The sequence below is a fragment of the Roseateles chitinivorans genome (assembly GCF_002761755.1).
In the GTDB taxonomy this organism is placed as follows: Bacteria; Pseudomonadota; Gammaproteobacteria; order Burkholderiales; family Burkholderiaceae_C; genus Roseateles; species Roseateles chitinivorans.
This window is the reverse complement of record NZ_PEOG01000006.1, coordinates 128,988-150,547: the sequence shown is the minus strand read 5'-3', so window position 1 is coordinate 150,547 and position 21,560 is coordinate 128,988. Positions and strand designations below refer to the sequence as shown.

General features: G+C 68.1%; 21 protein-coding genes. 13 read left to right on the top strand and 8 right to left on the bottom strand.

Going from position 1 to position 21,560, the window contains the following annotated elements; translation table 11 throughout:
- Window positions 1-27: 27 nt before the first annotated feature.
- The 10 genes from gltA to CS062_RS02010 all read left to right on the top strand — a co-directional run bounded on the left by gltA (window position 28) and on the right by CS062_RS02010 (window position 11,825).
- Window positions 28-1,338: a citrate synthase gene (gene gltA / locus CS062_RS02050; RefSeq protein ID WP_099859797.1), complete on the top strand. Its 1,311-nt coding sequence runs from the start codon at window positions 28-30 to the stop codon at window positions 1,336-1,338.
- Window positions 1,339-1,532: 194 nt separating this feature from the next.
- Window positions 1,533-2,549 carry a LacI family DNA-binding transcriptional regulator gene (locus CS062_RS02045; protein WP_099859796.1) on the top strand — a complete coding sequence of 339 codons (1,017 nt, stop codon included), beginning with the start codon at window positions 1,533-1,535 and terminating at the stop codon, window positions 2,547-2,549.
- Window positions 2,546-3,547: a ribokinase gene (locus CS062_RS02040; RefSeq protein WP_099859795.1), complete on the top strand. Its 1,002-nt coding sequence runs from the start codon at window positions 2,546-2,548 to the stop codon at window positions 3,545-3,547. Before CS062_RS02045 ends, CS062_RS02040 begins: the two co-directional genes overlap by 4 nt.
- Window positions 3,548-3,567: 20 nt before the next feature.
- Entirely contained in the window at window positions 3,568-4,548 is a 981-nt protein-coding gene (locus CS062_RS02035; protein ID WP_099859794.1) for a nucleoside hydrolase, read from the top strand.
- Between the two features lie 79 nt (window positions 4,549-4,627).
- Window positions 4,628-5,950 (top strand): TRZ/ATZ family hydrolase, encoded by a 1,323-nt coding sequence (locus tag CS062_RS02030; protein ID WP_099859793.1) that lies wholly within the window; start codon window positions 4,628-4,630, stop codon window positions 5,948-5,950.
- A gap of 109 nt (window positions 5,951-6,059) precedes the next feature.
- On the top strand, window positions 6,060-7,208 hold the full coding sequence (locus tag CS062_RS02025; RefSeq protein WP_099859792.1) for an ABC transporter substrate-binding protein: 1,149 nt from the start codon (window positions 6,060-6,062) through the stop codon (window positions 7,206-7,208).
- A 290-nt stretch (window positions 7,209-7,498) separates the two neighbouring features.
- Window positions 7,499-7,768 carry a hypothetical protein gene (locus tag CS062_RS25685; RefSeq protein WP_143742223.1) on the top strand — a complete coding sequence of 90 codons (270 nt, stop codon included), beginning with the start codon at window positions 7,499-7,501 and terminating at the stop codon, window positions 7,766-7,768.
- A 112-nt stretch (window positions 7,769-7,880) separates the two neighbouring features.
- Window positions 7,881-8,549 (top strand): response regulator, encoded by a 669-nt coding sequence (locus tag CS062_RS02020; protein ID WP_099859791.1) that lies wholly within the window; start codon window positions 7,881-7,883, stop codon window positions 8,547-8,549.
- Entirely contained in the window at window positions 8,542-10,641 is a 2,100-nt protein-coding gene (locus tag CS062_RS02015) for an ATP-binding protein (RefSeq protein ID WP_099859790.1), read from the top strand. The genes CS062_RS02020 and CS062_RS02015 overlap by 8 nt, the downstream gene beginning before the upstream one ends.
- Before the next feature lie 194 nt (window positions 10,642-10,835).
- On the top strand, window positions 10,836-11,825 hold the full coding sequence (locus CS062_RS02010; protein WP_099859789.1) for a YuxH family protein: 990 nt from the start codon (window positions 10,836-10,838) through the stop codon (window positions 11,823-11,825).
- Window positions 11,826-11,870: 45 nt separating this feature from the next.
- Here the strand turns inward: CS062_RS02010 and CS062_RS02005 are convergent, their stop codons facing one another.
- Window positions 11,871-12,392: an FKBP-type peptidyl-prolyl cis-trans isomerase gene (locus tag CS062_RS02005; RefSeq protein WP_099859788.1), complete on the bottom strand. Its 522-nt coding sequence runs from the start codon at window positions 12,390-12,392 to the stop codon at window positions 11,871-11,873.
- A 146-nt stretch (window positions 12,393-12,538) separates the two neighbouring features.
- Between CS062_RS02005 and CS062_RS02000 the strand changes: the two genes are divergently transcribed.
- From CS062_RS02000 to CS062_RS01990, 3 genes are all read left to right on the top strand, one after another.
- Window positions 12,539-13,609 carry a JmjC domain-containing protein gene (locus CS062_RS02000; protein WP_233217872.1) on the top strand — a complete coding sequence of 357 codons (1,071 nt, stop codon included), beginning with the start codon at window positions 12,539-12,541 and terminating at the stop codon, window positions 13,607-13,609.
- Window positions 13,610-13,666: 57 nt separating this feature from the next.
- Window positions 13,667-14,191 carry a hypothetical protein gene (locus CS062_RS01995; protein WP_099859786.1) on the top strand — a complete coding sequence of 175 codons (525 nt, stop codon included), beginning with the start codon at window positions 13,667-13,669 and terminating at the stop codon, window positions 14,189-14,191.
- Between the two features lie 157 nt (window positions 14,192-14,348).
- Window positions 14,349-14,549, top strand: a complete 201-nt coding sequence (locus CS062_RS01990; RefSeq protein WP_091724179.1) for a hypothetical protein — start codon at window positions 14,349-14,351, stop codon at window positions 14,547-14,549.
- Window positions 14,550-14,738: 189 nt separating this feature from the next.
- On the opposite strand, the gene bamC is transcribed toward CS062_RS01990, so the two are convergent.
- From bamC to CS062_RS01960, 7 genes are all read right to left on the bottom strand, one after another.
- Window positions 14,739-15,899: an NlpB/DapX family lipoprotein gene (bamC, locus tag CS062_RS01985; RefSeq protein ID WP_233217865.1), complete on the bottom strand. Its 1,161-nt coding sequence runs from the start codon at window positions 15,897-15,899 to the stop codon at window positions 14,739-14,741.
- A gap of 82 nt (window positions 15,900-15,981) precedes the next feature.
- Window positions 15,982-16,863, bottom strand: coding sequence for a 4-hydroxy-tetrahydrodipicolinate synthase (gene dapA / locus CS062_RS01980; protein WP_099859785.1), 882 nt, complete (start codon window positions 16,861-16,863; stop codon window positions 15,982-15,984).
- Window positions 16,864-16,925: 62 nt separating this feature from the next.
- Window positions 16,926-17,603 (bottom strand): class I SAM-dependent methyltransferase, encoded by a 678-nt coding sequence (locus CS062_RS01975; RefSeq protein WP_099859784.1) that lies wholly within the window; start codon window positions 17,601-17,603, stop codon window positions 16,926-16,928.
- Window positions 17,600-18,403, bottom strand: a complete 804-nt coding sequence (locus tag CS062_RS01970; protein WP_099859783.1) for an SDR family oxidoreductase — start codon at window positions 18,401-18,403, stop codon at window positions 17,600-17,602. The genes CS062_RS01975 and CS062_RS01970 overlap by 4 nt, the downstream gene beginning before the upstream one ends.
- 28 nt (window positions 18,404-18,431) lie before the next feature.
- Complete coding sequence (locus tag CS062_RS27170) at window positions 18,432-18,563, bottom strand: hypothetical protein (RefSeq protein WP_255489482.1); 132 nt, start codon at window positions 18,561-18,563, stop codon at window positions 18,432-18,434.
- A gap of 23 nt (window positions 18,564-18,586) precedes the next feature.
- The gene (locus tag CS062_RS01965; protein WP_099859782.1) at window positions 18,587-19,822 is read right to left on the bottom strand and encodes an MFS transporter; all 1,236 of its coding nucleotides are present in this window, start codon (window positions 19,820-19,822) and stop codon (window positions 18,587-18,589) included.
- Window positions 19,823-19,902: 80 nt separating this feature from the next.
- Window positions 19,903-21,390: an amidohydrolase family protein gene (locus CS062_RS01960; RefSeq protein ID WP_099859781.1), complete on the bottom strand. Its 1,488-nt coding sequence runs from the start codon at window positions 21,388-21,390 to the stop codon at window positions 19,903-19,905.
- Window positions 21,391-21,560: the final 170 nt, after the last annotated feature.

Below are 21,560 nucleotides of genomic sequence, written 5' to 3'. Positions count from 1 at the left end.
AACCCCCCGAAGTCATAAGGAATGCCCATGACCCCGTCTGACGTCAAAGCCACCCTGTCGTTCTCCGACGGCAGCCCGCAAATGGAGCTGCCCCTCTACAAGGGCACCATCGGTCCGGATGTGATCGACATCCGCAAGCTTTACGCGCAGACCGGCAAGTTCACCTACGACCCGGGCTTCCTGTCGACGGCGTCGTGCAATTCCACGATCACCTACATCGACGGCGACAAGGGCGAGCTGCTGTATCGCGGCTACCCGATCGAGCAGCTGGCGGTGAACTGCGACTACCTCGAGACCTGCTACCTGCTGCTGTACGGGGAACTGCCGACCCCGTCGCAGAAGGAGGAGTTCGTCAGCCGCGTGACCAACCACACGATGGTCAACGAGCAGATGCAGTTCTTCCTGCGCGGTTTCCGTCGCGACGCGCATCCGATGGCGGTGATGACCGGCCTGGTGGGCGCGCTGTCGGCCTTCTATCACGACAGCACCGACATCAATAACCCCGAGCACCGCGAGATCGCCGCGATCCGCCTGATCGCGAAGATGCCGACGCTGGTGGCGATGGCCTACAAGTACACGATCGGCCAGCCCTACATCTATCCGAAGAACGACCTCTCGTACGCCGGCAACTTCATGCGCATGATGTTCGCCACCCCGTGCGAGGACTACAAGCCGAACGAAGTGCTGGTCCGCGCGATGGACCGCATCTTCACGCTGCATGCCGACCACGAGCAGAACGCGTCGACCTCGACGGTGCGCCTGTGCGGCTCGTCGGGCACCAACCCGTTCGCGGCGATCGCCGCGGGCGTGGCCTGCCTGTGGGGCCCGGCGCACGGCGGTGCCAACGAGGCCTGCCTGAACATGCTGAACGACATCCAGCAGATGGGCGGCGTGGCCAAGATCGGCGACTTCATCAAGCAGGTGAAGGACAAGTCCAGCAACGTCAAGCTGATGGGCTTCGGTCACCGGGTCTACAAGAACTACGACCCGCGCGCCAAGCTGATGCGCGAGACCTGCCACGAAGTCCTGAACGAGCTGGGCCTGCACGACGACCCGCTGTTCAAGCTGGCGATGGAGCTGGAGAAGATCGCGCTGGAAGACGAATACTTCGTCGCCCGCAAGCTGTACCCGAACGTGGACTTCTACTCGGGCATCGTTCAGCGCGCCATCGGCATCCCGGTGCCGCTGTTCACCGCGATCTTCGCCCTGGCCCGCACCGTCGGCTGGATCGCCCAGCTCAACGAGATGATCGGCGACCCCGAGTACAAGATCGGTCGTCCGCGTCAGCTGTTCGTCGGCGCCACCAAGCGCGACGTCAAGCCGATCGCCCAGCGCTGATCGCCGTGTGGCGAGCCGATCCTTCGGCTCGCCCCATCAAGCCCCTGAGCCCCGGCCAGGGGCTTTTTCATTTGAATATTTGATGCGCGGGGTTCGCCCGGAGTCGTGTTGGATCAACGTTGCGGTATGCTCTGCAAACGTTTGCAATTGACGGAACACGCCAGTTTGGCACCAGCAGGGGACCGAATCTACCGATGAGCACCATCAAGGATGTGGCCGCTTTGGCGGGGGTGTCCTTCACCACGGTCTCGCATGTGCTGAACAACACGCGGCCGGTCAGTGCCGAGGCGAGGGCACGTGTCCTGGCGGCGGTCGACGAGATCGGCTATCTGCCCAGCGCGGTGGCCCGATCGCTGCGGCGCAGCGAGACCAAGATCGTCGGCGTGCTGGTCCCCAATGTGCGCAATCCGTTCTTCGCGGAACTGGTCGTCGGCGCCGAGGAATGGTGCCGACAGGCGGGCTATTCGGTCTTCCTCTGCAATTCAGACAACGATCCCAAGCACCAGCAGTCCTATCTGCGCACGCTGCTCGAGAAGCGCATCGACGGCCTGCTGCTGAGCTCGGCCGGCGACACCGAGGCGCTGGCCAGCACCTTCCGCCATGCCAGCGTGCCGGTGGTGACGGTGGACCGCCTGGTGCCCGGCGCGCGCGCCGACCGCGTGAGCGTCAACAACCAACTGGGCGCCTTCGAGGTGGTGCGCCACCTGCTGGAACTGGGCCATCGCCGCATCGGCTGCGTCAGCGGTCCGGGCGAGTTCGAGGTCACCACCGAGCGTGTCGCCGGCTGGCGCAATGCCATGGAGCAGCGCGGCCTGGTCGCGCGTCCCGAATGGCTGGCCGAAAGCGACTTCAGCACCGCCGGCGGCTACGAGGCGGTCAAGGCGCTGCTGACGCGCCAGCCGGAGCTCACCGCCGTCTTCACCTGCAACGACCTGATGGGCATGGGCGCCTTGCGCGCCGCCGCCGAGCTGGGCCGGGCCGTGCCCCGCCAGCTCTCGGTCGTGGGATTCGACGCGATCGAGCTCGGCAGCTACGTCTATCCCGCGCTGACCAGCGTGGGCTGCTCGATCCGCGAGCTCGGCCGGGAGGCCGGCCGCGCGCTGATCGAGCGCATCGAGAATCCCCAGGCGCCGTTCAAGGACCTGCAACTCGTGCCGCAGGTCGTGCTGCGCGAGAGCACCGCGGCGCCGTCGTCTCCGGAGCTTTCATGACTTCAGCCAAGGCTGCGGCCACCGTCGTGGTGGTCGGCAGCGTCAACATGGACCTCGTGGCCCACGCCGCGCGGCTGCCCGCGCCGGGCGAGACCCTGATCGGCCAGGCCTTCGCGGGCACCCCCGGCGGCAAGGGCGGCAACCAGGCGGTGGCCGCCTCGCGGCTGGGGGCCGAGGTCGCGCTGATCGGCCGCGTCGGCCTGCGCCAGCATGGCGAGGACCTGCTGCGGGCCCTGGAGGCCGAACGCGTCCACACCCAGGCGGTGCGCCGCGACGATGCGACCTGGCCCGGCGTGGCCGTGATCATGGTCGCCAGCGAGGGCGGCGAGAACGCCATCGTGGTCGTGCCCGGCAGCAATGCGGACCTGGCGCCTGCGGATGTGGAGCAGGGCGGGGCGCTGCTGCGCCAGGCCAGGGTCGTCGTTGCCCAACTGGAGGTGCCGGTGCCGGCGATCCAGCGCGCTTTCGAGATCGCCCGCGAGTCCGGCGTGACGACGGTGCTGAACGCCGCGCCGGCGCAGGACCTGCCGGCCGGCTTGCTGGCCTTGAGCGACTGGCTGATCGTCAACGAGACCGAGGCGCTGCAGTTGGCCCGCGCGGTGACGCTGCCGGGCGACGCCGACGAACTGACGATCGCGCGCGCCACCGCGGCCCATCTGCGCACACTGGGGCCGCGCCATGTGCTGGTGACGCTGGGCGCCGCCGGCGCCTGGCTGCTGTGCGACGCGCATCCCGAGGGCCTGCATCTGGTCGCCGCGCGCGTCGACGCGGTGGACACGGTCGGCGCAGGCGACACGCTGGTCGGTGGCCTGGCGGTCGGCCTGGCCGAAGGGCTGGTCGCGGCGCGCGCGGTGGCGCTGGGACAGTCGGCCGCCGCGCTCGCAGTGAGCCGAGCCGGTGTCCAGCAGGCGATGCCCCACCGTTCGGAACTGCCGGAATTGCCCGAGTTCGCCGCGCTCGTCGCGAACCCGGCACACTCCGCCGACGGCAACCCCTGACCCTGGAGCGCAGTATCCCCATGGACAGCACGATCCCGGCTTCCGCCCGCATCCCCGTCATCTTCGACACCGACCCCGGCATCGACGACGCGCTCGCGCTCGCCCTGCTGGCCCGTCATCCGCGCTTCGAGCTGCTGGCCGTCACGACGACCTTCGGCAATGCGCCGGTCGAGACCACCACCCGCAACGCGCGGGGCCTGACCGCGCTCTATCGCCAGGATATCCCGGTCGCCGCCGGCGCCGCCGGCCCGCTGCTGGACAAGCGCCGCCGCAAGGACGCCGCGCATGTGCATGGCGATGACGGCCTCGGCGGCATGGCCGCCGGCCTGCCCGCGCCGACCCGCCCGCTGGATCCACGCCCGGCGCATCGCCTGATCTGCGACCTCGTCGACGCGCGCCCCGGCGAGATCACGCTCGTGGCCGTCGGTCCGTTCACCAACCTGGCGCTGGCGCTGGCGCACGATCCGTCGATCGCCGGCAAGGTCCGACGCGTGATCGTGATGGGCGGCGCCTTCGGCCTGAAGGGGCATGCCGGCAACGTGACGCCGGTGGCCGAGGCCAACATCATGGCCGACCCCGAGGCCGCCGATCAGGTCTTCACCGCGCCCTGGCCGGTCACCATCGTCGGCCTGGACGTGACGCAGGAAGCAATCATGCGCGAGGCCGACCTCGCGAAGCTGCGCGGCCGCGGAGACGGCGCCGGTGACCTGCTCTGGCAGGCCACGCGGCACTACCAGCAGTTCTACGATGCGCGCGACGGCATCGGCGGCATCTATGCGCACGACGCGAGCGCCGCGGCCCTGCTGCTGGTGCCGGAAGCCTTCACCCTGCGCGCCGGACCGGTGCGGGTCGCGCTGGAGGGCATCGCCACCGGCCAGACCATCCAGGACTGGCGCAACGAGCACGGCAGCGGCACACCCTGGAGCGGCCATCCGTCGCAGCAGGTCTGCGTCGCGGTCGACGCGCCGCGCGTGCTGGCGCTGTTCGACGAGATCTTCTGATGCTGGCGGCGGTCTTCGCCGCGTCCCCGAGTTTCAAGACAATGCACGGCGCGCCGACCCGCGCCCCAAGGAGAACCTGATGACGACCCAAGCCGTGAAGCTGCTGTTGCCCCGCTGGCTGATCACCATGACCCCCGACAGCCCGGTGCTGGAGCAGCACGCGCTGGCGATCGAGGGCGAGCGCATCGCCGCAGTCCTGCCGCGCGACGAAGCCTTCCAGCGTTACGCCGATGCCGAGCGTGTCGAGCTGCCGCATCACGTGCTGATCCCCGGCCTGATCAACGCCCACACCCACTCGGCGATGTCGCTGCTGCGCGGCGTGGCCGACGACCTGGCGCTGATGGACTGGCTCAACAACCACATCTGGCCGCTGGAGCGCCAGTGGGTCAGCGAGGACTGGACCTACCAGGGCTCGCTGCTGTCCGCGGCCGAGGCGCTGCGTGGTGGCGTGACCTACCTCAACGACATGTATTTCTTCCCCACCGCGATGGCTCGCGCAGCGGTGGACAGCGGCATCCGCGCCGGCGTGTCGATCAACGTGATCGACTTCCCGACCGGCTACGCGGCCAACGCGCAGGACTACATCGAGAAGGGCCTGGCTGCCTATGAGCAGTTCAAGGGCGAAAAGCTGCTGGACTGGACCAGCGCGCCGCATGCGCCGTACACGGTTTCCGACGAGACCTTCATCCAGCTGCGCCAGCTGGCCGAGAAGTACGACCTGCAGATGCACTGCCACATCCACGAGACGCAGGACGAGATCGACGGCAGCCTCAAGCAGTACGGCGAACGGCCGCTCGCGCGCCTGAACAAGCTGGGCCTGCTGAACGCGAAGATGATCGCCGTCCACATGGTCCACCTGACTGGCGACGAGATCGACCTGATCGCGAAGCAGGGCGTGCATCTGGTCCACAACCCGAGCTCCAACCTGAAGCTGGCCTCCGGCGTCGCGCCGGTGAAGGCGCTGGAGGCGGCCGGCGTCAACACCATCCTGGGCACCGACGGCGCCGCCTCCAACAACCGCCAGGACATGTTCAGCGAGATCCGCGCCGCCGCGCTGCTGGCCAAGGGCGTGACCGGCGATCCGCTGACGGTGTCGGCGCGGACCGCGCTGGAGATGGCCACGGTGCGTGCCGCCAAGGCGATGGGCCGGGCCAGCGACCTGGGCACGCTCGAGGCCGGCAAGCTGGCCGACATCGTGGCCGTGGCGCTGGATTCGATCGAATGCCAGCCGGTCTATCACGCGGACGCGCAGCTGGTTTACGTGGCCGGGCGTGAACATGTCACGGATGTCTGGGTGGGCGGCCGACAGGTGCTGTCGAATCGCAACGTTCTGACCTTCGACACCCAGGCCTTGCAGGGGCGGGTCGCGGACATCGTGGCTAAGATGCGCGCCGGGCGCTGATCCCCCCTGAACGCGGGGGTGGCGGCGTCGAGGGGCCGGCCGTCCACCTGACCGCCGGCGTGCAGGAGACACAGCCGGCCGTCACCGCGCGCTGGCGGGACAGATCACCATGAGCAAGCCTTCCCGGAGCCGGCCCCTGAGCCGGCTTGTCGCCACCGCCGCCACCGCGGTGCTGGCCCTTGGACTGAGCGCCGCGGCCCGCGCGGACATCCTGATCGGCCAGACGGCCGGCTTCACCGGCCAGGTCGCCGCCAGCGTCAAGGAACTGACGCTGGGCGCCAGGCTCTACATCGACCACGTCAACGCCGCCGGCGGCGTCAACGGCCAAAAGATCGACCTGCAGTCGCTGGACGACGGCTTCGATCCCAAGCGCGCCGCGGCCAATGCGCAGACGCTGATCGACAAGGGCGCGGTCGCGCTCTTCCTCACCCGCGGCACGCCGCACACGCAGGCGGTGATGCCGCTGCTGGAGAAGGCGCAGGTGCCGCTGGTGGCGCCGTCGACCGGCGCCATGCTGCTGCACAAGCCGGTGCATCCCTACGTCTTCAACGTGCGCTCGACCTACCAGCGCGAGGCCGAACGCGCGGTCCAGCTGCTGCTCGAGATGGGCAACACCCGGATCGCCCTGGTGCAGGTCAACGACACCTTCGGCGCCGACGGCGTCGCTGGCGCAATGAACGGCTTCAATGACCGCAAGACGAAGCCGGTCGCCCACTTCACCTACGAGCGCGAGAAGCCGGACATCGCCGGCGTGGTGAAGCAGCTGATCGCCGCCGATCCGCAGGTCGTGCTGCTGGTGGCCTCGCAGCAGATCACCGCCGAGACGATCAACGCGCTGCGGGCGGCGGGTTCTCGCATCCTCGGCGCGACCTTGTCGAACAACGCTTCCAACGGCTTCGTCCAACTGCTGGGCCAGAACGCCGCCGGCGTCATCGTGTCGCAGGTGTTCCCGAGCGAGCGCAGCACCAACCTGGCGATGGTCCGTGAGCTGACCGACCTGGTGAAGGCCAAGCCGGCCGAAAGCGGGGGGCTGGTCACGCCGGCCATGATGGAGGGCTTCGCGAGCGCCAAGGTGCTGGTCGAGGGCCTGAAGCGCGCCGGCAAGGACGCGAGCCGCGCCGGCCTGCTGCGCGCGCTGAACAACATGTCGCGCTACGACCTGGGCGGCATGGAACTCAACTTCAGCGCCACCGACCACACCGGCACGAACTACGCGGACATCGCGATCATCGATCCGCGAGGGCGCTTCCTGCGCTGAGCGTCGACCGCGACTGCTTCCCACTTGACGGGCGCCTTCGGGCGCCCGTTTTCATTGGGCAGGTCGGGAATTCATCGAATCCGTCAAAGGACGGTATTTCGGGGCTTGACGGGATCTTTTGATACTCGTGGGCTGAAGGCCGGCGTTAGAAATATTCGCCAATCATGATCTTTCTCACGATGGCCCTCGCCGAATAGCAACTTTAGGTTGATCCTCGCATTTATGGGTTATTAGCAAGCGGGGCGTACTCGGACACACTGCCGGGCGAAATCTCCAGACGGACGGCTGTCATGAAGAATATGTACGCGATCTCGATGGGCCTGGCCCTGGCTGGTGCCGGATGCCTGCTGGCTGAGAAATCCACGCGAGCGATACCCGGCAATCCCTCATTTGAACTTACTGTGATCGGTTATCTGTTGATCAGCGGCGGACTGATGCTGCTGATCGCCTGCGCCGCCGCCTCCATCGAAGCCTGGCTGCAGGGCCGACGGTGCCGGGCTTGCGCGCCACACGGGCCGGATTGGAAGCAGCATTCACCGCCAATCGTCGATCACCACTGACTCCAGTCACCCAGCAGTTTTTGTTTACTTGCTTCGGTGATTGCCCGTTTCCTGTCGCTCGCGAAACTGTGCCCGCCAACGGCATTGGAATAACGAGAGAAGGAGTTGAGGAATGAGTATCGCCGTCGTGATCATCGAGGACGATCCGGCTGTCATGAAAAGGCTGGTGGACGTGATTTCAAATAGCAGTTTCTGCGAGGTGGTCGGTGTCGCCAGGAATCGCGGCGAAGCGATTGCCGCGATTCTGGCCAACCGGGCCGATCTCTATCTGATCGACCTGGGGCTGCCGGACGCCGATGGGGTGGAACTCATCCAGTTGGTGCGGGAAAAGTGTCCGGAATCCCGCAGCCTGGTCGTGAGCACCTTTGGCGACAGCAAGCATGTGATGCGCAGCCTGCGCGCGGGCGCCCGAGGCTACCTGCTCAAGGACGAGATCCAGCCGTCGCTCGTGGAGAAGCTCGTCAGCGCGCATAACGGGCAGGCGCCTCTCAGTCCCGCGGTGGCCCAGCTGGTGGTGGAGCGGATCTCCATGCTGGAGAACAACGTGCGCCCCCTGGTCGATCGCGAGAAGGTGCTGCGGGATCTCGGGATGGGCGAACGCGAATGGGAGGTCCTGCGCCTGCTCATCGAGGGGCTGCCCATCGTGGAGATCGGCCGCCGGCTGAGCATCTCGCATCACACCGTCAATCAGCACCTGCGCAGTGTCTATCGCAAGCTGGGCGTGAAATCCCGCGCGATGGCGGCCAACGCGGCGCGGCTGCATGGACTGATCGATGAATAGCCACCGCCGTGGCTCGCTGAAGACGGTCTTCTTCTGGCTGACCTTCTTCATCGTCGCGCTGCTGGTGATCGCCACCAGCAGCGTCGCCACGCACGTCTACCGCGTCGACGCCATCCGCGATCTGGAGATCGTCGCCGCGGCACCCGATTCGCGCGATGCCGGTCCCGAGTCACCGCGCCTGGCCGGACGGCTCCTGGCTCAGGCGCAATCGGTCGAATTGCCCCATGTCCAGGACGTGAGCCAGGCTGGAGGATTCAAGCGGGTGAGATTCCACATCGACCTGGACCGCTATCTCGAGCAGCCGACCGCCTGCTGCGAGATCGATGCCGACGGTAGTGTGATCGGAGGCAGACGCATCCCCGGGACCAGTCTCGTGATCAGCCAGGCGCTCGACGGGATGGACGTCTACCTGAACAAGGTCTGGGTCGCGGGCCTGCCGAAGTCGAACGCGCAGGGGCGACACAAGTGGTATCGGCCGCTCCAGGTGCCGCTGGCGCGGCGACTGCTGCGGCCCGACGGGAACCAACTGACCGTCGAGTTGACGACCTGGGATCCACAGATTCAGTTTGCGCCGGTCTACATCGGCGATCTCGATGCGATCTCCAACATCCACGAGTTGACCCTGTTCATCGGCTCATCGCTGGCCAATGCGTCCAACGTCTTCTGCCTGCTGGCGGGCATGTTCATGCTGGGCGCCTGGCTGGCGAGCAGGAGGGACGGGGCCGTGTTCCTGCACGCGGGCGCGACCACGGTCCTGTGGTCGGTGCTGTTCACGCTCGTGCTGCTTCCCTACGTCCCGGCCTGGATGCTGCCGCTGTGGACATGGGCGCAGTACGCCTGCATGGGCGGCGTGATCGCGGTGCTGACGCTCTTCCTTTTCGCCTTCGTCGGCGAGCCCCTGGGGTGGCGTGGCCGCGCGGCGCTGTTCGGCACGGCCGCGTTCGCCGCGCTCGCCTATCCGCTGCTCGGACTGCGCGGCCGGGAATGGCTGGATGTCTGGTGGCTGCCCACCATGCTGGGCTTTCACCTGTACGCCTGTTCTCGCCTGGCGCTCCACATCGCCCGCACACGTTCGCGCACGGCGATGTCGCTGCTTTTCCAATCGGTGCTCGCGCAGGTGTTCGCGCTGCGTGATCACAACGCGGTGCAGCACCTGATCTCGATCCCGATGCCGGAAGCGGGATGGTCGATGACGCACTTGCTGGTGGCGCCGATCTTCCTCAGCCACCTGAGCGTGCCGCTGCTGCTGTTCGTCGTCGCCCAGATCCTCCTGACGAAATTCCAGGCCAACGTGAAGCGCATCCGCGACCACAACCGCATCCTGACCGAGACCCTGCAGCAACGCGAGCGCGAACTGCTGATCAGCCACAACCGCCAGCGCGAGATGGAGAACGAGGCCGCCATGCAGCTCGAGCGCGACCGCATCTATCGCGACCTGCACGACGGCATCGGTTCCAAGCTGGTGACGACGCTGTTCAGCGTGCGTGACCGCGCCATCGACCACGAACGACTCGAGGGGCGCCTGATGGAGGCTCTGACGGACCTGCGCGAGATCATCTCGGTGACGCAGGTTCGAGAGCAGCGGTCCTTCCAGGACATCCTCTTCACCTACTGCAGCAGCCTCGACGAAGCGCTCACGCGGGCCGACTTCCAGGTCGAATACGAAGTGCCCGAGGGCCTGGAGCTGGTGCTGCTGGCCGACTTGTCGAAGCAGGTCATGCGCATCGTCGAAGAGTCGGTGGCCAACACCATCAAGTACGCGCGCGCAAGCCGCCTGTCGATCCGCATGGCGGTCACCGAGGCGGAGTCGCTGGAGGTGGTGATCGAAGACAACGGCCAGTCCGTCGAAAGGACGGGCGAAGCGGTCGACGCGACCAGTGGTCGCGCCTCGGCCCTGCACGGCGGCACTGGTTTGGCGGGGCTGCAGCGTCGCGCGAGGCGCATTGGCGCTACCTTCGATTTCGAGCGGGCGCCGCACGGTGCTCGCACGCTGCTGCGACTGCCGCTGCTTGCCCGCACCGATTCACGGCCGGGAAACGAGTCGGTCCGCCACAGCTCTCAGTCGGGCAGGGCAGCATTGCCACTGGGCTGAGCCATCGAACGCCGAGGCGATCCTCGAAATACTGGCGTCCCGGCTCGAATCGCGGGCCAGTCGATGAATTTCCCGGCATGCCTTCCTCTCGTCCTCCTCGCAGTGGCGTCACGCTGGCCCAACGGCTGATGCCTCCCCAACCGCCACACGTCCGCTTTGCGCGCCAGGCGGTGATCGACGGCTCGGTCGAACCCATGGGACTGGAACTCGGCTTCCGCTGGAACGAGGGGCCGCGCCGCTCGCCGCCACCGCCGAGTCCCTATGCCACCAGCCTGCTGTTGAGCCAGGCGCTGCTCGACGGTGGCTTGATCCAGCAGCGACGGCCCGGCTGCCTGTTCGTGGACATGGACGCCACGGCGTTGCTCAGCCCGATCGCCGATGTGCTCTGCGGCGCGCTCGGTGCGATCCAGTTGCCGGCCGATGTGCCGGTGCAGGAGTCGACCACCCGCCGCATCGCGCAACTGCATGCCCGTGGCTACCAGTTCGCATTGGCAGGTGTCGCTTCACCGGACGATCCGCGCCTGACCTGGCTGCCGATGATCGCGTTCCTGAAGCTCGATGTGTCGCTGGCGCCGGCCAGCGCCTGGATGCCGGTCCAGGAACTGGCGCGTCAGGCCGGGGTCGCGCTCATCGCTGATCGGTTGACCGAGCCGGTCGACTACCTGCGGCTCAAGGCCCAGGGCGTGCGCTTCTTCCAGGGCGATCTGCTCGGGCCGCCGCAGGAGGAGACTCCACGGGCGCTGCCCAGCTGCGATCTCGATGTCCTCGCGCGCTTGTTCCGGCTGGCGCGTCTCGGTGCGCCGCACGACGCGCTGGCGATGGCCGCGGCAGCCGATCCGGCGCTGGTGGTCCGTCTGCTGATGCTTCACCGGCTCTACCTGAACCGACTCCGGCCACCGGCCTCGTTGACCGAGGCCCTGGCCGACCTGCCGGAACTCGTCCTGATCGGCTGGCTGCAAGTGCTGCGCACGAGTACCTTCGATCTGTCGCCGCACACCCGGAGTTGGTCGCAGGCGGTGCGCGAGCAGATCCACAACTACCGCGCCCGACTGATCGGTGCCCGCGCCTGCAGCAGCCCGGCAGAACTCGAAGCCAAGGTGTTCGACCTCTATCGCCGTCTTTGTTCACGCGAGCCGGTCGCTCCGGCACGCCCGCCCTTGCTCGAGGGCGGTGGCCCTCTCTGACGCCCAGAAGCAGGAAGCCCCGCAGTGCGGGGCTTCTGATTGATGTCAGTGGAGCGGCTCGTCCGGGTCCGGTCCGCTGACCACGGAGAAGCCAGAGTCGCCGAGCGTGCCGGCTTCGATCTCCTCCTCGGTCGCCGCACGCACGTCGCACACGGTCACATGGATGCGCAGGCCGACGCCGGCCAGCGGATGGTTGCCGTCGAGCACGACGTGCTCCGGATAGACCTCGGTGACGGTGTAGATGCGGTCCGCCGGCATGTCGGGCGTCGACGAGCCTTCAGGCAGGCCCTCGAACTGCATGCCGACGTCGACGTTCTCGGGGAAGACCTCGCGCGGCTCGAAGCAGACGAGATCGCTGTCGTAGTCGCCGAAGGCATCCTCGGGCTCGAGCGCGACGCTGACTTCGTCGCCAGTGGTTTTGTCGACCAACGCTTCCTCGACCTTCGCGAACAGGTCCTCGCCGCCATAGAAGAACTCCATCGGCGGGTCCAGGACCTCGACGGATTGGCCTTGGGCGTCCTCCAGTCTCCAGGTCAAGGAGACGACGCAGGGGGCAGTGATTTGCATCGCGCGATTCTCTCAGACAATCCCCGCCCATGACTTCCAAGCCCACGCCCTCCTCGAAGCGCCCGCTGGCGCCGGCCGCCGCCTCGGCGGGTCCCGACGTCGACGCCCGATTGCCGCTGCTCGGCGGCCTCAGCCCGGCGCAGTTCATGAAGCGCCATTGGCAGAAGCAGCCGCTGCTGGTGCGCCAGGCCCTGCCCGGTGTGCAGCCGCCCATCGACCGCGTTGGCCTGGCTGCGTTGGCCGCCAGCGACGAGGTGGAATCCCGCCTGGTCACGCAGCAGTCCGGGGAGCGCTGGACCTTGCGGCAGGGGCCGATTTCCAAGTTGCCGGCCTGGAGCAAGCCGCAGTGGACGCTGCTGGTGCAAGGCCTGGACCTGCATGTCGACGCCGCGCACGAGTTGCTCAGTCGGTTCCGTTTCGTGCCTGAAGCTCGCCTGGACGACCTGATGCTCTCGTACGCCAGCGAGGGCGGCGGGGTGGGGCCGCATTTCGATTCCTATGACGTCTTCCTGATCCAGGTCAGCGGTCGCCGCCATTGGCGTATCGGCCGTCTGGGCGTGTCGACCACCGGCGCGCTGCGCGAGGACGTGCCGCTGAAGGTGCTGGCTGACTTCGAGCCCGAGCAGGACTTCGTGCTCGAGCCCGGCGACATGCTGTACCTCCCGCCGGGCTGGGCGCACGATGGCGTGGCCGTTGGCGGGGACTGCATGACGGCGTCGGTCGGCTTCCGCGCGCCCTGGCGAGGCGAACTGGCGAATGAGCTGCTGGTGCGACTGACCGACGACGAAGCGCCGCGCGGCGATCGGATGTATGGGGATCCTCGCCAGGCGGCCACCTGCGAACCGGGAAGAATCCCCGAGGCGCTGACCGCCTTCGCGCGCGAAGCGGTGCTCAAGGCGGTGGCTCAGCCGCTGGCGCTGGAACGTGCGCTGGGCGAGGCGCTGACCGAGCCCAAGCCGCGGGTGTTCTTCGAGCCGGGAGAGGCGTTGCCGCCAGGGCAGGGCGCCCGGTTGAGCCCGCGCACGCGCATGATGTACGACGTGGCGCATGTATTCATCAATGGACAATCCTTCCGCGCCGGCGGGCGCGATGCCACGCTGATGCGCCGGCTGGCGGATCGGCGGGCGCTGTCCGCGGCCGAGGTCGCTCGCCTCAGCGAAGGCGCGCGTGATCTGCTCGATCAATGGACCGAGGACGGCTGGGTCCTTCCCGACTGAGCGGGCGCGCTGTCGCCGCCCTGTGCTCGCTCACCGTCACTGCCTGAGGAGTTCGATATGTCGCCGGAACCTTTGACCCCGGAAAACCTCCGTCCCGGCCTCGTGGAAACCGCCGAGGAAGTCCGGCAATTGCTGCGGCAAGGGCTGCTGCTCGCCGCATCGCAGGGCGGACGCGACCTCTGCTGGCTCGACACGGACTTCGCCGCCTGGCCGTTGTCCGACCCCGAACTGCTGGATGCCTTGCATCGCTGGGCGCTGCCGCACCGCCGGTTGCGCCTGCTCGCCGCCCTCGACTATGAAGCGGTGCGCCGCGTCCATCCGCGTTTCGTCCAGTGGCGCCAAGTCCACGACCATGTGGTGCAGGCGCGGGCCTTCGAGCCGGCGGACCTGGGGGACCGCAGCACCCCGGTGCCGCAGGGCTTGGTGCTGGCACCCGGATTGCTGACCTTGAAGTTGTGGACGCCGGCGCGGGCGTCGCTGGCGCTGCGTGATGCCCGCGAAGAAGCCATGGCGCGCGAATGGTTTGACGCAATTGAGCAACGGTCTGCCGATTCGTTCGCCAGCAGCACCCTAGGGTTGTAAGACGATTACAAACTGGTGGCTATAATTGCCGGCTAGGCGAGGGAAGCGCTCGAGGTTTCTCGCGTCTTGGTCTGCTGAAGTTCGTACTGGTCATCATGTACGACTTCATTAATTACCGGTAATTGATTGTTCGTCTAAAAGTTACTTGAGGACAAGTATGAAAAAGTCGATTCTGATGGCCTCCCTGCTGGCCGCTGTTGCCCTGACCGCTTGCGGCAAGAAGGAAGAAGCTGCCGCTCCGGTGGCGACCCCCGCTCCGGAAGCTTCGGCTCCCGCCGTTGAAGCCTCGGCTCCGGCCGTGGAAGCTTCGGCTGCTGCCTCGGACGCTGCTGCTCCTGCTTCGGCCGCCAGCAACTAAGACGATCTCTCGTCCTGAGAAAGCCGCAAGGGTTCGCCCTTGCGGCTTTTTCTTTTGGCGCAAGATTCGGCGCGAACAGCGCCCGCACCGCTGGTATTTGACTGGATATTGCGCCATGAAAAACGCCACCCTTGGGTGGCGTTTTTGTTTTCCGCAAACTGAGGGCGTACGGTTGTCCGCCCGCCAGGATCAGCGCACGTCTTCCATCAGCAACTGCAGGATGCGCTTGGCCAATTCGTTGGTCTGTTGCTGGCCCTTGTCGTCCTGGATCTGGACGGTCGACTTGTTGCCTTCCGATTTGACCGACACGCGATAGCGAACGGCGCTGGAGGCGCTCTTCGCGCCGAACAGGCGCTGGAAGAAGTTGGGCTCTTCCTTGCCGGCCTGGTTCGGATCGGCATAACGCAGGAAGAACAGGCCTTGCTTGCGGTCGCGGTCCTCGATCGTGAAGCCGTGGCGGTCCAGCGATTGGCCGACGCGGCGCCAGGCGCGGTCGAAGTCCTCGTTGATCTGCAACTGGTCGGGCACGTCCGCCAGCGAACGCGGGGCGGCGCCGCGCGGTGCCTCGGCGAAGGTCGCCGCCGGCTGCTGCGCGTTCGCGACCAGGGTCTTGGCGTCCTCTTCCTTGCCGCCGAGCTTGAGCATGAGGCGCGAGGTCATCTCGGCCTCGAGTTCCGGATCGGAGGGGCGGGGCTGCCAGCCGGTCTCGTCACGCTGCGAGTTCGTGTAGACCTCGACCAGCCCGCGGTGCGTCACGTAGATGTCGGTGCCGCCCTGTTCGTTGCGTTCCAGGCGGGTGCGGTACTTGTCGCGCTCGCCGGTCGAGTACAGCGAATCCAGCAGCGAGCCCAGCGTCTTGCGGATGAAGTCCTGCGGCAGCTTGGCCTTGTTCTCGGCCCAGTTGGTCTCCATGACGCCGACGCTCTGGTCCTCGGATTCGATCGTGAAGCCGCGGTCCTGCCAGAAGCCCTTGATCTGCGGCCAGAGTTGTTCCGGCGGCAGCGCGCTGTGCAGCCAGCGGGCATTGCCCAGGCGATGGAACTCGATGTTGCCGGCCTTGTCCAGCGCCACCGGCGCGCCAGCGGCGGCTGCGGCCTGGCGCTGCGCGTTCGGCTGGGCGGCCATCTGCGCGGCGCTGATCGGACCGGTCGGGCGGTTTTCCTTGGGAAGCTGGGTGAGGTCCGGCGGCACGTCCAGGCCAGTGGTCTGCTTGGCTTGGGTGCGGTAGTCGACCTTGTCGCTGGTGGTGATGCTCTCGAACGTGCTGCACGCCGTCAGCGAGGCCAGCGCCATCAGGCAGGCCACGCGCACCGGGGTGGGAGCGCCGGATTCAGGAAGGGAACGAGTCACGCTGGAGATCTCCGAGGTAGGTCGCTGCGGCCCGCGGCCGCTGAAGAAAAGGGGAGCCGCCGGCGGCGCCGGTCGGCGGTGATTAGAGCAGGCCGGCCTCGCGCAGGGCACCTTCGACCAGTTGCTGGCCCGCAGGCGTCAGCGGGGTCAGCGGCAGGCGCAGGTGGTTGCTGCTGCGGCCCAGCTTGTTCAGGGCCCACTTGGCCGGGGCCGGGCTGGGCTCGCAGAACAGCTGCTTGTGCAGCGGCAGCAGCTGGAAATGCAGCGCGGTGGCCTCGCGCACGCGCCCCTCGATCGCGGCCATGCACAGCTCGTGCATCGCCTTGGGAGCGATGTTGGCGGTGACGCTGACCGAGCCGCGGCCGCCCATCAGCATCAGCGCGATGGCGGTGCCGTCGTCACCGGAGTAGATGCTGAAGCCGGCAGGCGCATGCTTGATCAGCCAGGCGGCGCGCTCGATGTTGCCGGTGGCCTCCTTGATGCCGAACACGCCGGGCAGGGCCGCGCAGCGGATGGCCGTCTCCGGCGCCATGTCCGCAACGGTCCGGCCGGGCACGTTGTACAGCATCATCGGAATGTCGACCGCTTCCGCGATCGCCTTGAAGTGCTGGTAGATGCCTTCCTGCGAAGGCTTGTTGTAGTAGGGGACCACCGACAGCGTGGCGTCGGCACCGACCTGCTTGGCGAAGCGGCTCAGCTCGATGGCTTCGGCGGTGGCGTTGGCACCGGTGCCGGCCAGGACCGGCTTGCGGCCCTTGACATGCTCGACCGCGACGCGGATGACCTCGCGGTTCTCTTCCATCGTGACGGTGGGGGACTCGCCGGTGGTGCCGACGACGCCGATGACGTCCGTGCCCTGGTCGATGTGCCAGTCGATCAGGCTGCGCAGCCCGTCGAAGTCGATGCGGCCGTCTTCATGCATCGGCGTGACCAGCGCGACGATGCTGCCAACAATTGCGTTCATTGAGGATTCCTCGTGATCGGCGGATTCTACTGAAGCGCCGGGACGCTTCCGGGGCTCCGCGCTCAGCGCAGCCGGTACCGCGGGTAGACCCCAGGCGGGGCGTTGACGGTGCCAGCGGCAGGCGCGCTGGCGGCGGGCCGGTTTTCGCGAACGGCAGCAACGCGCTGGACATAACGACCGTTGACGCCACCCGCCGTCGGCTCGGCAGGCTCCGCCTCGATGAAGCCATCCTCGTAGGCGACCACGCGCAGGCCGTCGACCGCCTCCAGGAGCTCGCCGGGCCGCAGCAGGAACTCGGGCCGCCCGGGGCGGCCAACCGTCTGCTGGCCATCGGTAAAGGTTTCGTAAATCAGCCAGCCGCCGGGCGCGACGGCCCCGACGATGCGCGGCAGCAGCGGCCGCCAGAGGTAGTTGGTGACCAGCACGAGGTCGAACATGCGTGCGTCGAGCGGCCAGGGGCCTTGCTCGATGTCGGCTTCGATCAGTTCGACGCGGCCGGAGAGCCCGGCCAGCCCAGCCAGGGCTGCCGCGTCGCGGTCGACGCCGGTGACGGCGACGCCGTCGCCCGCCAGCAGGCGCAGGTGTCGGCCGGAGCCGCAGGCCAGGTCCAGGGCGGTGAGGCCATCGCGGTCGCGCCAGGCCTGTGACCAGCGCAGCACCCAGTCGCTGGGCAGGTTCGCGCCGTGACCGCCGCCAGCCCCCAGGCGCGACGGCGTGCCGAGGAAAGTCGTCGCGCTCATGCCGGCCGCTGTTCCTTCTTCAGCGCCTTCAGCGCCATGCGGTCGACCATGGCCGGCGCCAGCAGCTTGAGCCAGCGCCCCAGCTTGCCCTTGGCGGTCATGACGATGTCGCGCTCGCGGGCCAGGGTGCCGTCGAGGATCAGTCGCGCGCATTCCTGGACCGACATCGCGCCGCGTTCGTCCAGGCTGCTCAGCCCGGACGCCTGGCCTTGCGCATTGAAGCCGCGGTAGCGGATCTGCGTGTCGACCACGCCGGGATAGGCGATGGTGACGCTGACGCCGCTGGCCGCGACCTCGGTGCGCAGCGCCTCGAAGAAGCCGGTCATCGCGAACTTGCTGGCGCTGTAGGCGGTGCGGCCGGGAATGCCCAGCAGCCCGGCCAGGCTGGAGACCGCGACGATGCGGCCCTTGCTGGCCTTGAGCGCCGGCAGCGCGGCCTGGGTGCACCAGGCCGATCCCCACAGGTTGATCTGCATCAGCCGCTGGTACCAGGCCAGGTCCTTGACCTGGTCGAACAGCGCGTGCGCCGACATGCCGGCGTTGTTCACGAGCACGTCGATCGCACCGAAGGCGCCGAGCGTGGCGCGGACCAGCTCCTGGCAGTCCTCCTGGGATTCCACGTCGCAGCGCTGCACCAGCGTGCGGGCGCCGAGCGCCTCGCATTCCGCCGCCACCAGTTCCAGCTTGTCGACGCTGCGTGCCGCCAGCACCAGGGAGAGCTTGGCACCGTCGCGCCGCGCCCATTGGCGCGCCAGTTCGGCGCCGATGCCGTCCGAGGCGCCCGTGATGATCACCACCATGTTGTCTCCGTTCTCCTTGTCAGATCCCTCAGAAGCAGGCCCAGATCGCATCGCCCAGTTGCTGCATCAGCGAAGGCTGCGTGTAGGCCAGGAAGACCGCCGCCAGCACAGCCGCGGCGCCCAGCCCGGCGAGGATCCGACGGAGCGCGCGCCGTGTCATGGTGGGGTTCCCGGATGCCGGCTTCAGGCGGCGGCCGGGATCGGGCGGCGCACGATCGCGGACTCGCGCACCGGCAGGTTGGCCAGCATCGCCATCACGCCCAGCGCGATCGCCAGGTACCAGACCACGTCATAGGAGCCGGTCGCGTCGTAGAGCTTGCCGCCCAGCCAGACGCCCAGGAAGGAGCCGATCTGGTGGCTGAAGAACACGAAGCCGCCCAGCATCGACATGTGCTGCACGCCGAAGATCTGCGCCACGATGGCGTTGGTCGGCGGCACGGTGGACAGCCACAGCACGCCCATCACGGCGGCGAAGAGGTAGACGCTGAGCGGTGTCAGCGGCACGCTCAGGAAGATCACGATCGCGATCGAGCGCAGCAGGTAGATGGCCGAGAGCAGGTAGCGCTTGGGCAGCCGCTGCCCCAGCGTGCCGGCCGCATAGGTGCCGAAGACGTTGAAGAGCCCGATCAGCGCCAGCGCGTTGGTCGCGACCTGCGGGGTCAGGCCGTGGTCCTTCAGGTAGCTCGGCATGTGCACGCCGATGAACACGACCTGGAAGCCGCAGACGAAGTAGCCCAGCATCAGCAGCTGGAAGCTGCGGTAGCCGAAGGCCTCGCGCAGCGCCTGACCGATGCTCTGGTGGTGCGCGCCGTGGGCGGCGTCGCGGGCCGGCTCGCGCAGGCCGAAGGCCAGCGGCACGATCAGGCAGGCGGCGATCGCCAGCACGAACAGCGCGTTCTGCCAGCCGCTGTAGCCGATCAGCCAGTTCTCGACCGGCACCATCAGGAACTGGCCGAAGGAGCCGGCCGCCGCCGCGACGCCCATCGCCCAGGAGCGCTTCTCCGGGGCGACGTTGCGGCCGATGACGCCGTAGACGACCGCGTAGGTGGTGCCGGACTGCGCCAGCCCGATCAGGACGCCGGCACTGCCCAGGAAGCCGGCGGCGGTCGTCGAGACCGCCATCAGCGCCAGGCCGGCCGCGTAGAGGAAGGCGCCGGCGACCAGCACCCGCAGCGCGCCGAAGCGGTCGGCCAGCATGCCGGCGAACGGACCGGCGGCGCCCCAGGCGATGTTCTGGACGGCCAGCGCCAGCGAGAAGGCTTCCCGGGTCCAGCCGCGGTCCATCGTCACCGGCGTCAGCCACAAGCCGAAGCCGTGCCGGATGCCCATCGACAGCGTGACGATCGCGGCGCCGCAGATCAATACCTGCTGCAGCGACAGCGTGCGGGAGGAGGTGGGGGAGGTCGGGATCGCGCTCATCCGGGCAATGTAATGGCTTCAGGTCGGCTTCGCTGACACCTGAAAGACGTCCATCCCTCGGTGGGTCCGGCCGGTCCCGTTCAAGCGTGCACGGTCGAGGACGGGCCCGCGCTGGTCGTCGTGCCCTTGCCCGACTTGCCCGAGCCCGGCTTGGCCTTGCCCTTGGCGGGGGGCGACTTCTTCGTGCCGCGGGCGCCGGCCTTCTTGCCGGTCGCCTTCTTCTTGCCAGGGGCCGCGTTCAGGGCGTTGTCCTCCTCGCCGGCGGTGGCGGCCACGTCCTCCAGCTGCGTCAGCACGCGGCCCTGCTTGATGCGCAGCAGCGGCTTGTCCAGCGCCTCCAGGTCCTCGAGCGGATTGCCGATCAGCACCAGGAAGCTGGCCTCGCAGCCGGGCCGGAAGCAGCCCAGCTTGCGCTGCGGAAACAGCGCCCGCGGCGTGTCCACGGTGGCCAGGCGCAGCAGCGCCGGCTTGTCGAGCACCCCCAGCTGGTCCAGGTGGTGCAACTCGTTGAGCGCGTTGCCGGTGAACAGGTCCGAGCCCACCAGCAGCCGCGCGCCGGCCGCCTTCAGGCGCTCCAGGTTCTGCTTCTGGACCGCCTCGATCCGCGCCAGCAACTCCGGCGCCGGCTGGAAGAGCCGCGTCGCGACGGTGGCGGTGACGATGCCCACCTGTTTCTCGGCGGCCAGCGCGGCGACCTCGGGCGGAATCAGGTGGGTCTCCGGCGCCTCGCCGTGCTGTGGGAAGTAGCCCGGCAGCTCGGCGATGAAGTCGGCGCCGGCACGCACCGCCGCGGCAAAGTCGGCGGCGCTCTCGATGTGCACCACGACGCGCCGCTGCTCGGCATGGGCGCGGCGCACCACCTCGGCCACGACCTCGGGCGTCACGCCCAGCCGGCCGCGCTGCTCCGGTTGCTGGCGCAGCTCCGGACGGTCGTGGTAACTCATGATGACCTTCACCAGGTCGCTGTGGCGGCCGGCGACCAGCGGCCACTTCCGGGCCACGTCGTCGGGCGTGTCCATGACCAGCACCGCCTTGTCGACGATCTGGTCCAGCGTCATCGGCGGCGTGCCCGACTGCAGCATCGCCAGCGGCTGGCCGTCCGACGAGGTGATGCAGGCGGTGGCGAAGAGCACGTCCGGCGTCTCCGGCTGCGAGATCCGGGCACGGATCGGATCGATCGCGGCGGGATCGGCGCACAGCATCGCGGCGTAGAACACGCCGTCGCGCAGGTAGTCCTGGCCGAACTTGTCCAGGCCCCAGGCGCCTTGCAGGTTGTGGTTGTGGGCGTCGGCGAGCGGCGCGATCAGGGTCTGCCCGCGCAACTCCAGCAGCCGGTTGACCTTGCGGGGGCGCTTCTCGACGAAGCGGCCGTCCTCGACATAGAGCGTCCCGCTTTGCAGCTTCTCGCCGTCGAACCAGCGGGCATGGCGCAACTCCATCGCCATCTCGGGACTGGCCTTGAAGTCGTCCGCGCGGGCCGCGCCGCCGGCGATCAGCAGGCTCCAGGCCAGGGCGAGCGGCGCCAGGCGGGCCAGGACAGGGCGAAGGGAGCGGGACAGGGCGGGCATCGGACCGGGAGGGCGGCGGATTGCGGTGGCAGTGCGGCGGGGCAGCGGTGGGCCACCGGAAGCGGGGGCCGACACACCGGGAAGCGGCGGATGCTACGACAGCGCCTCCCCCTTGCTGGCGTCCGATCGGTAACCGGACGTGCCGCCGCCGGCCGGCCGTGCGGCATGCG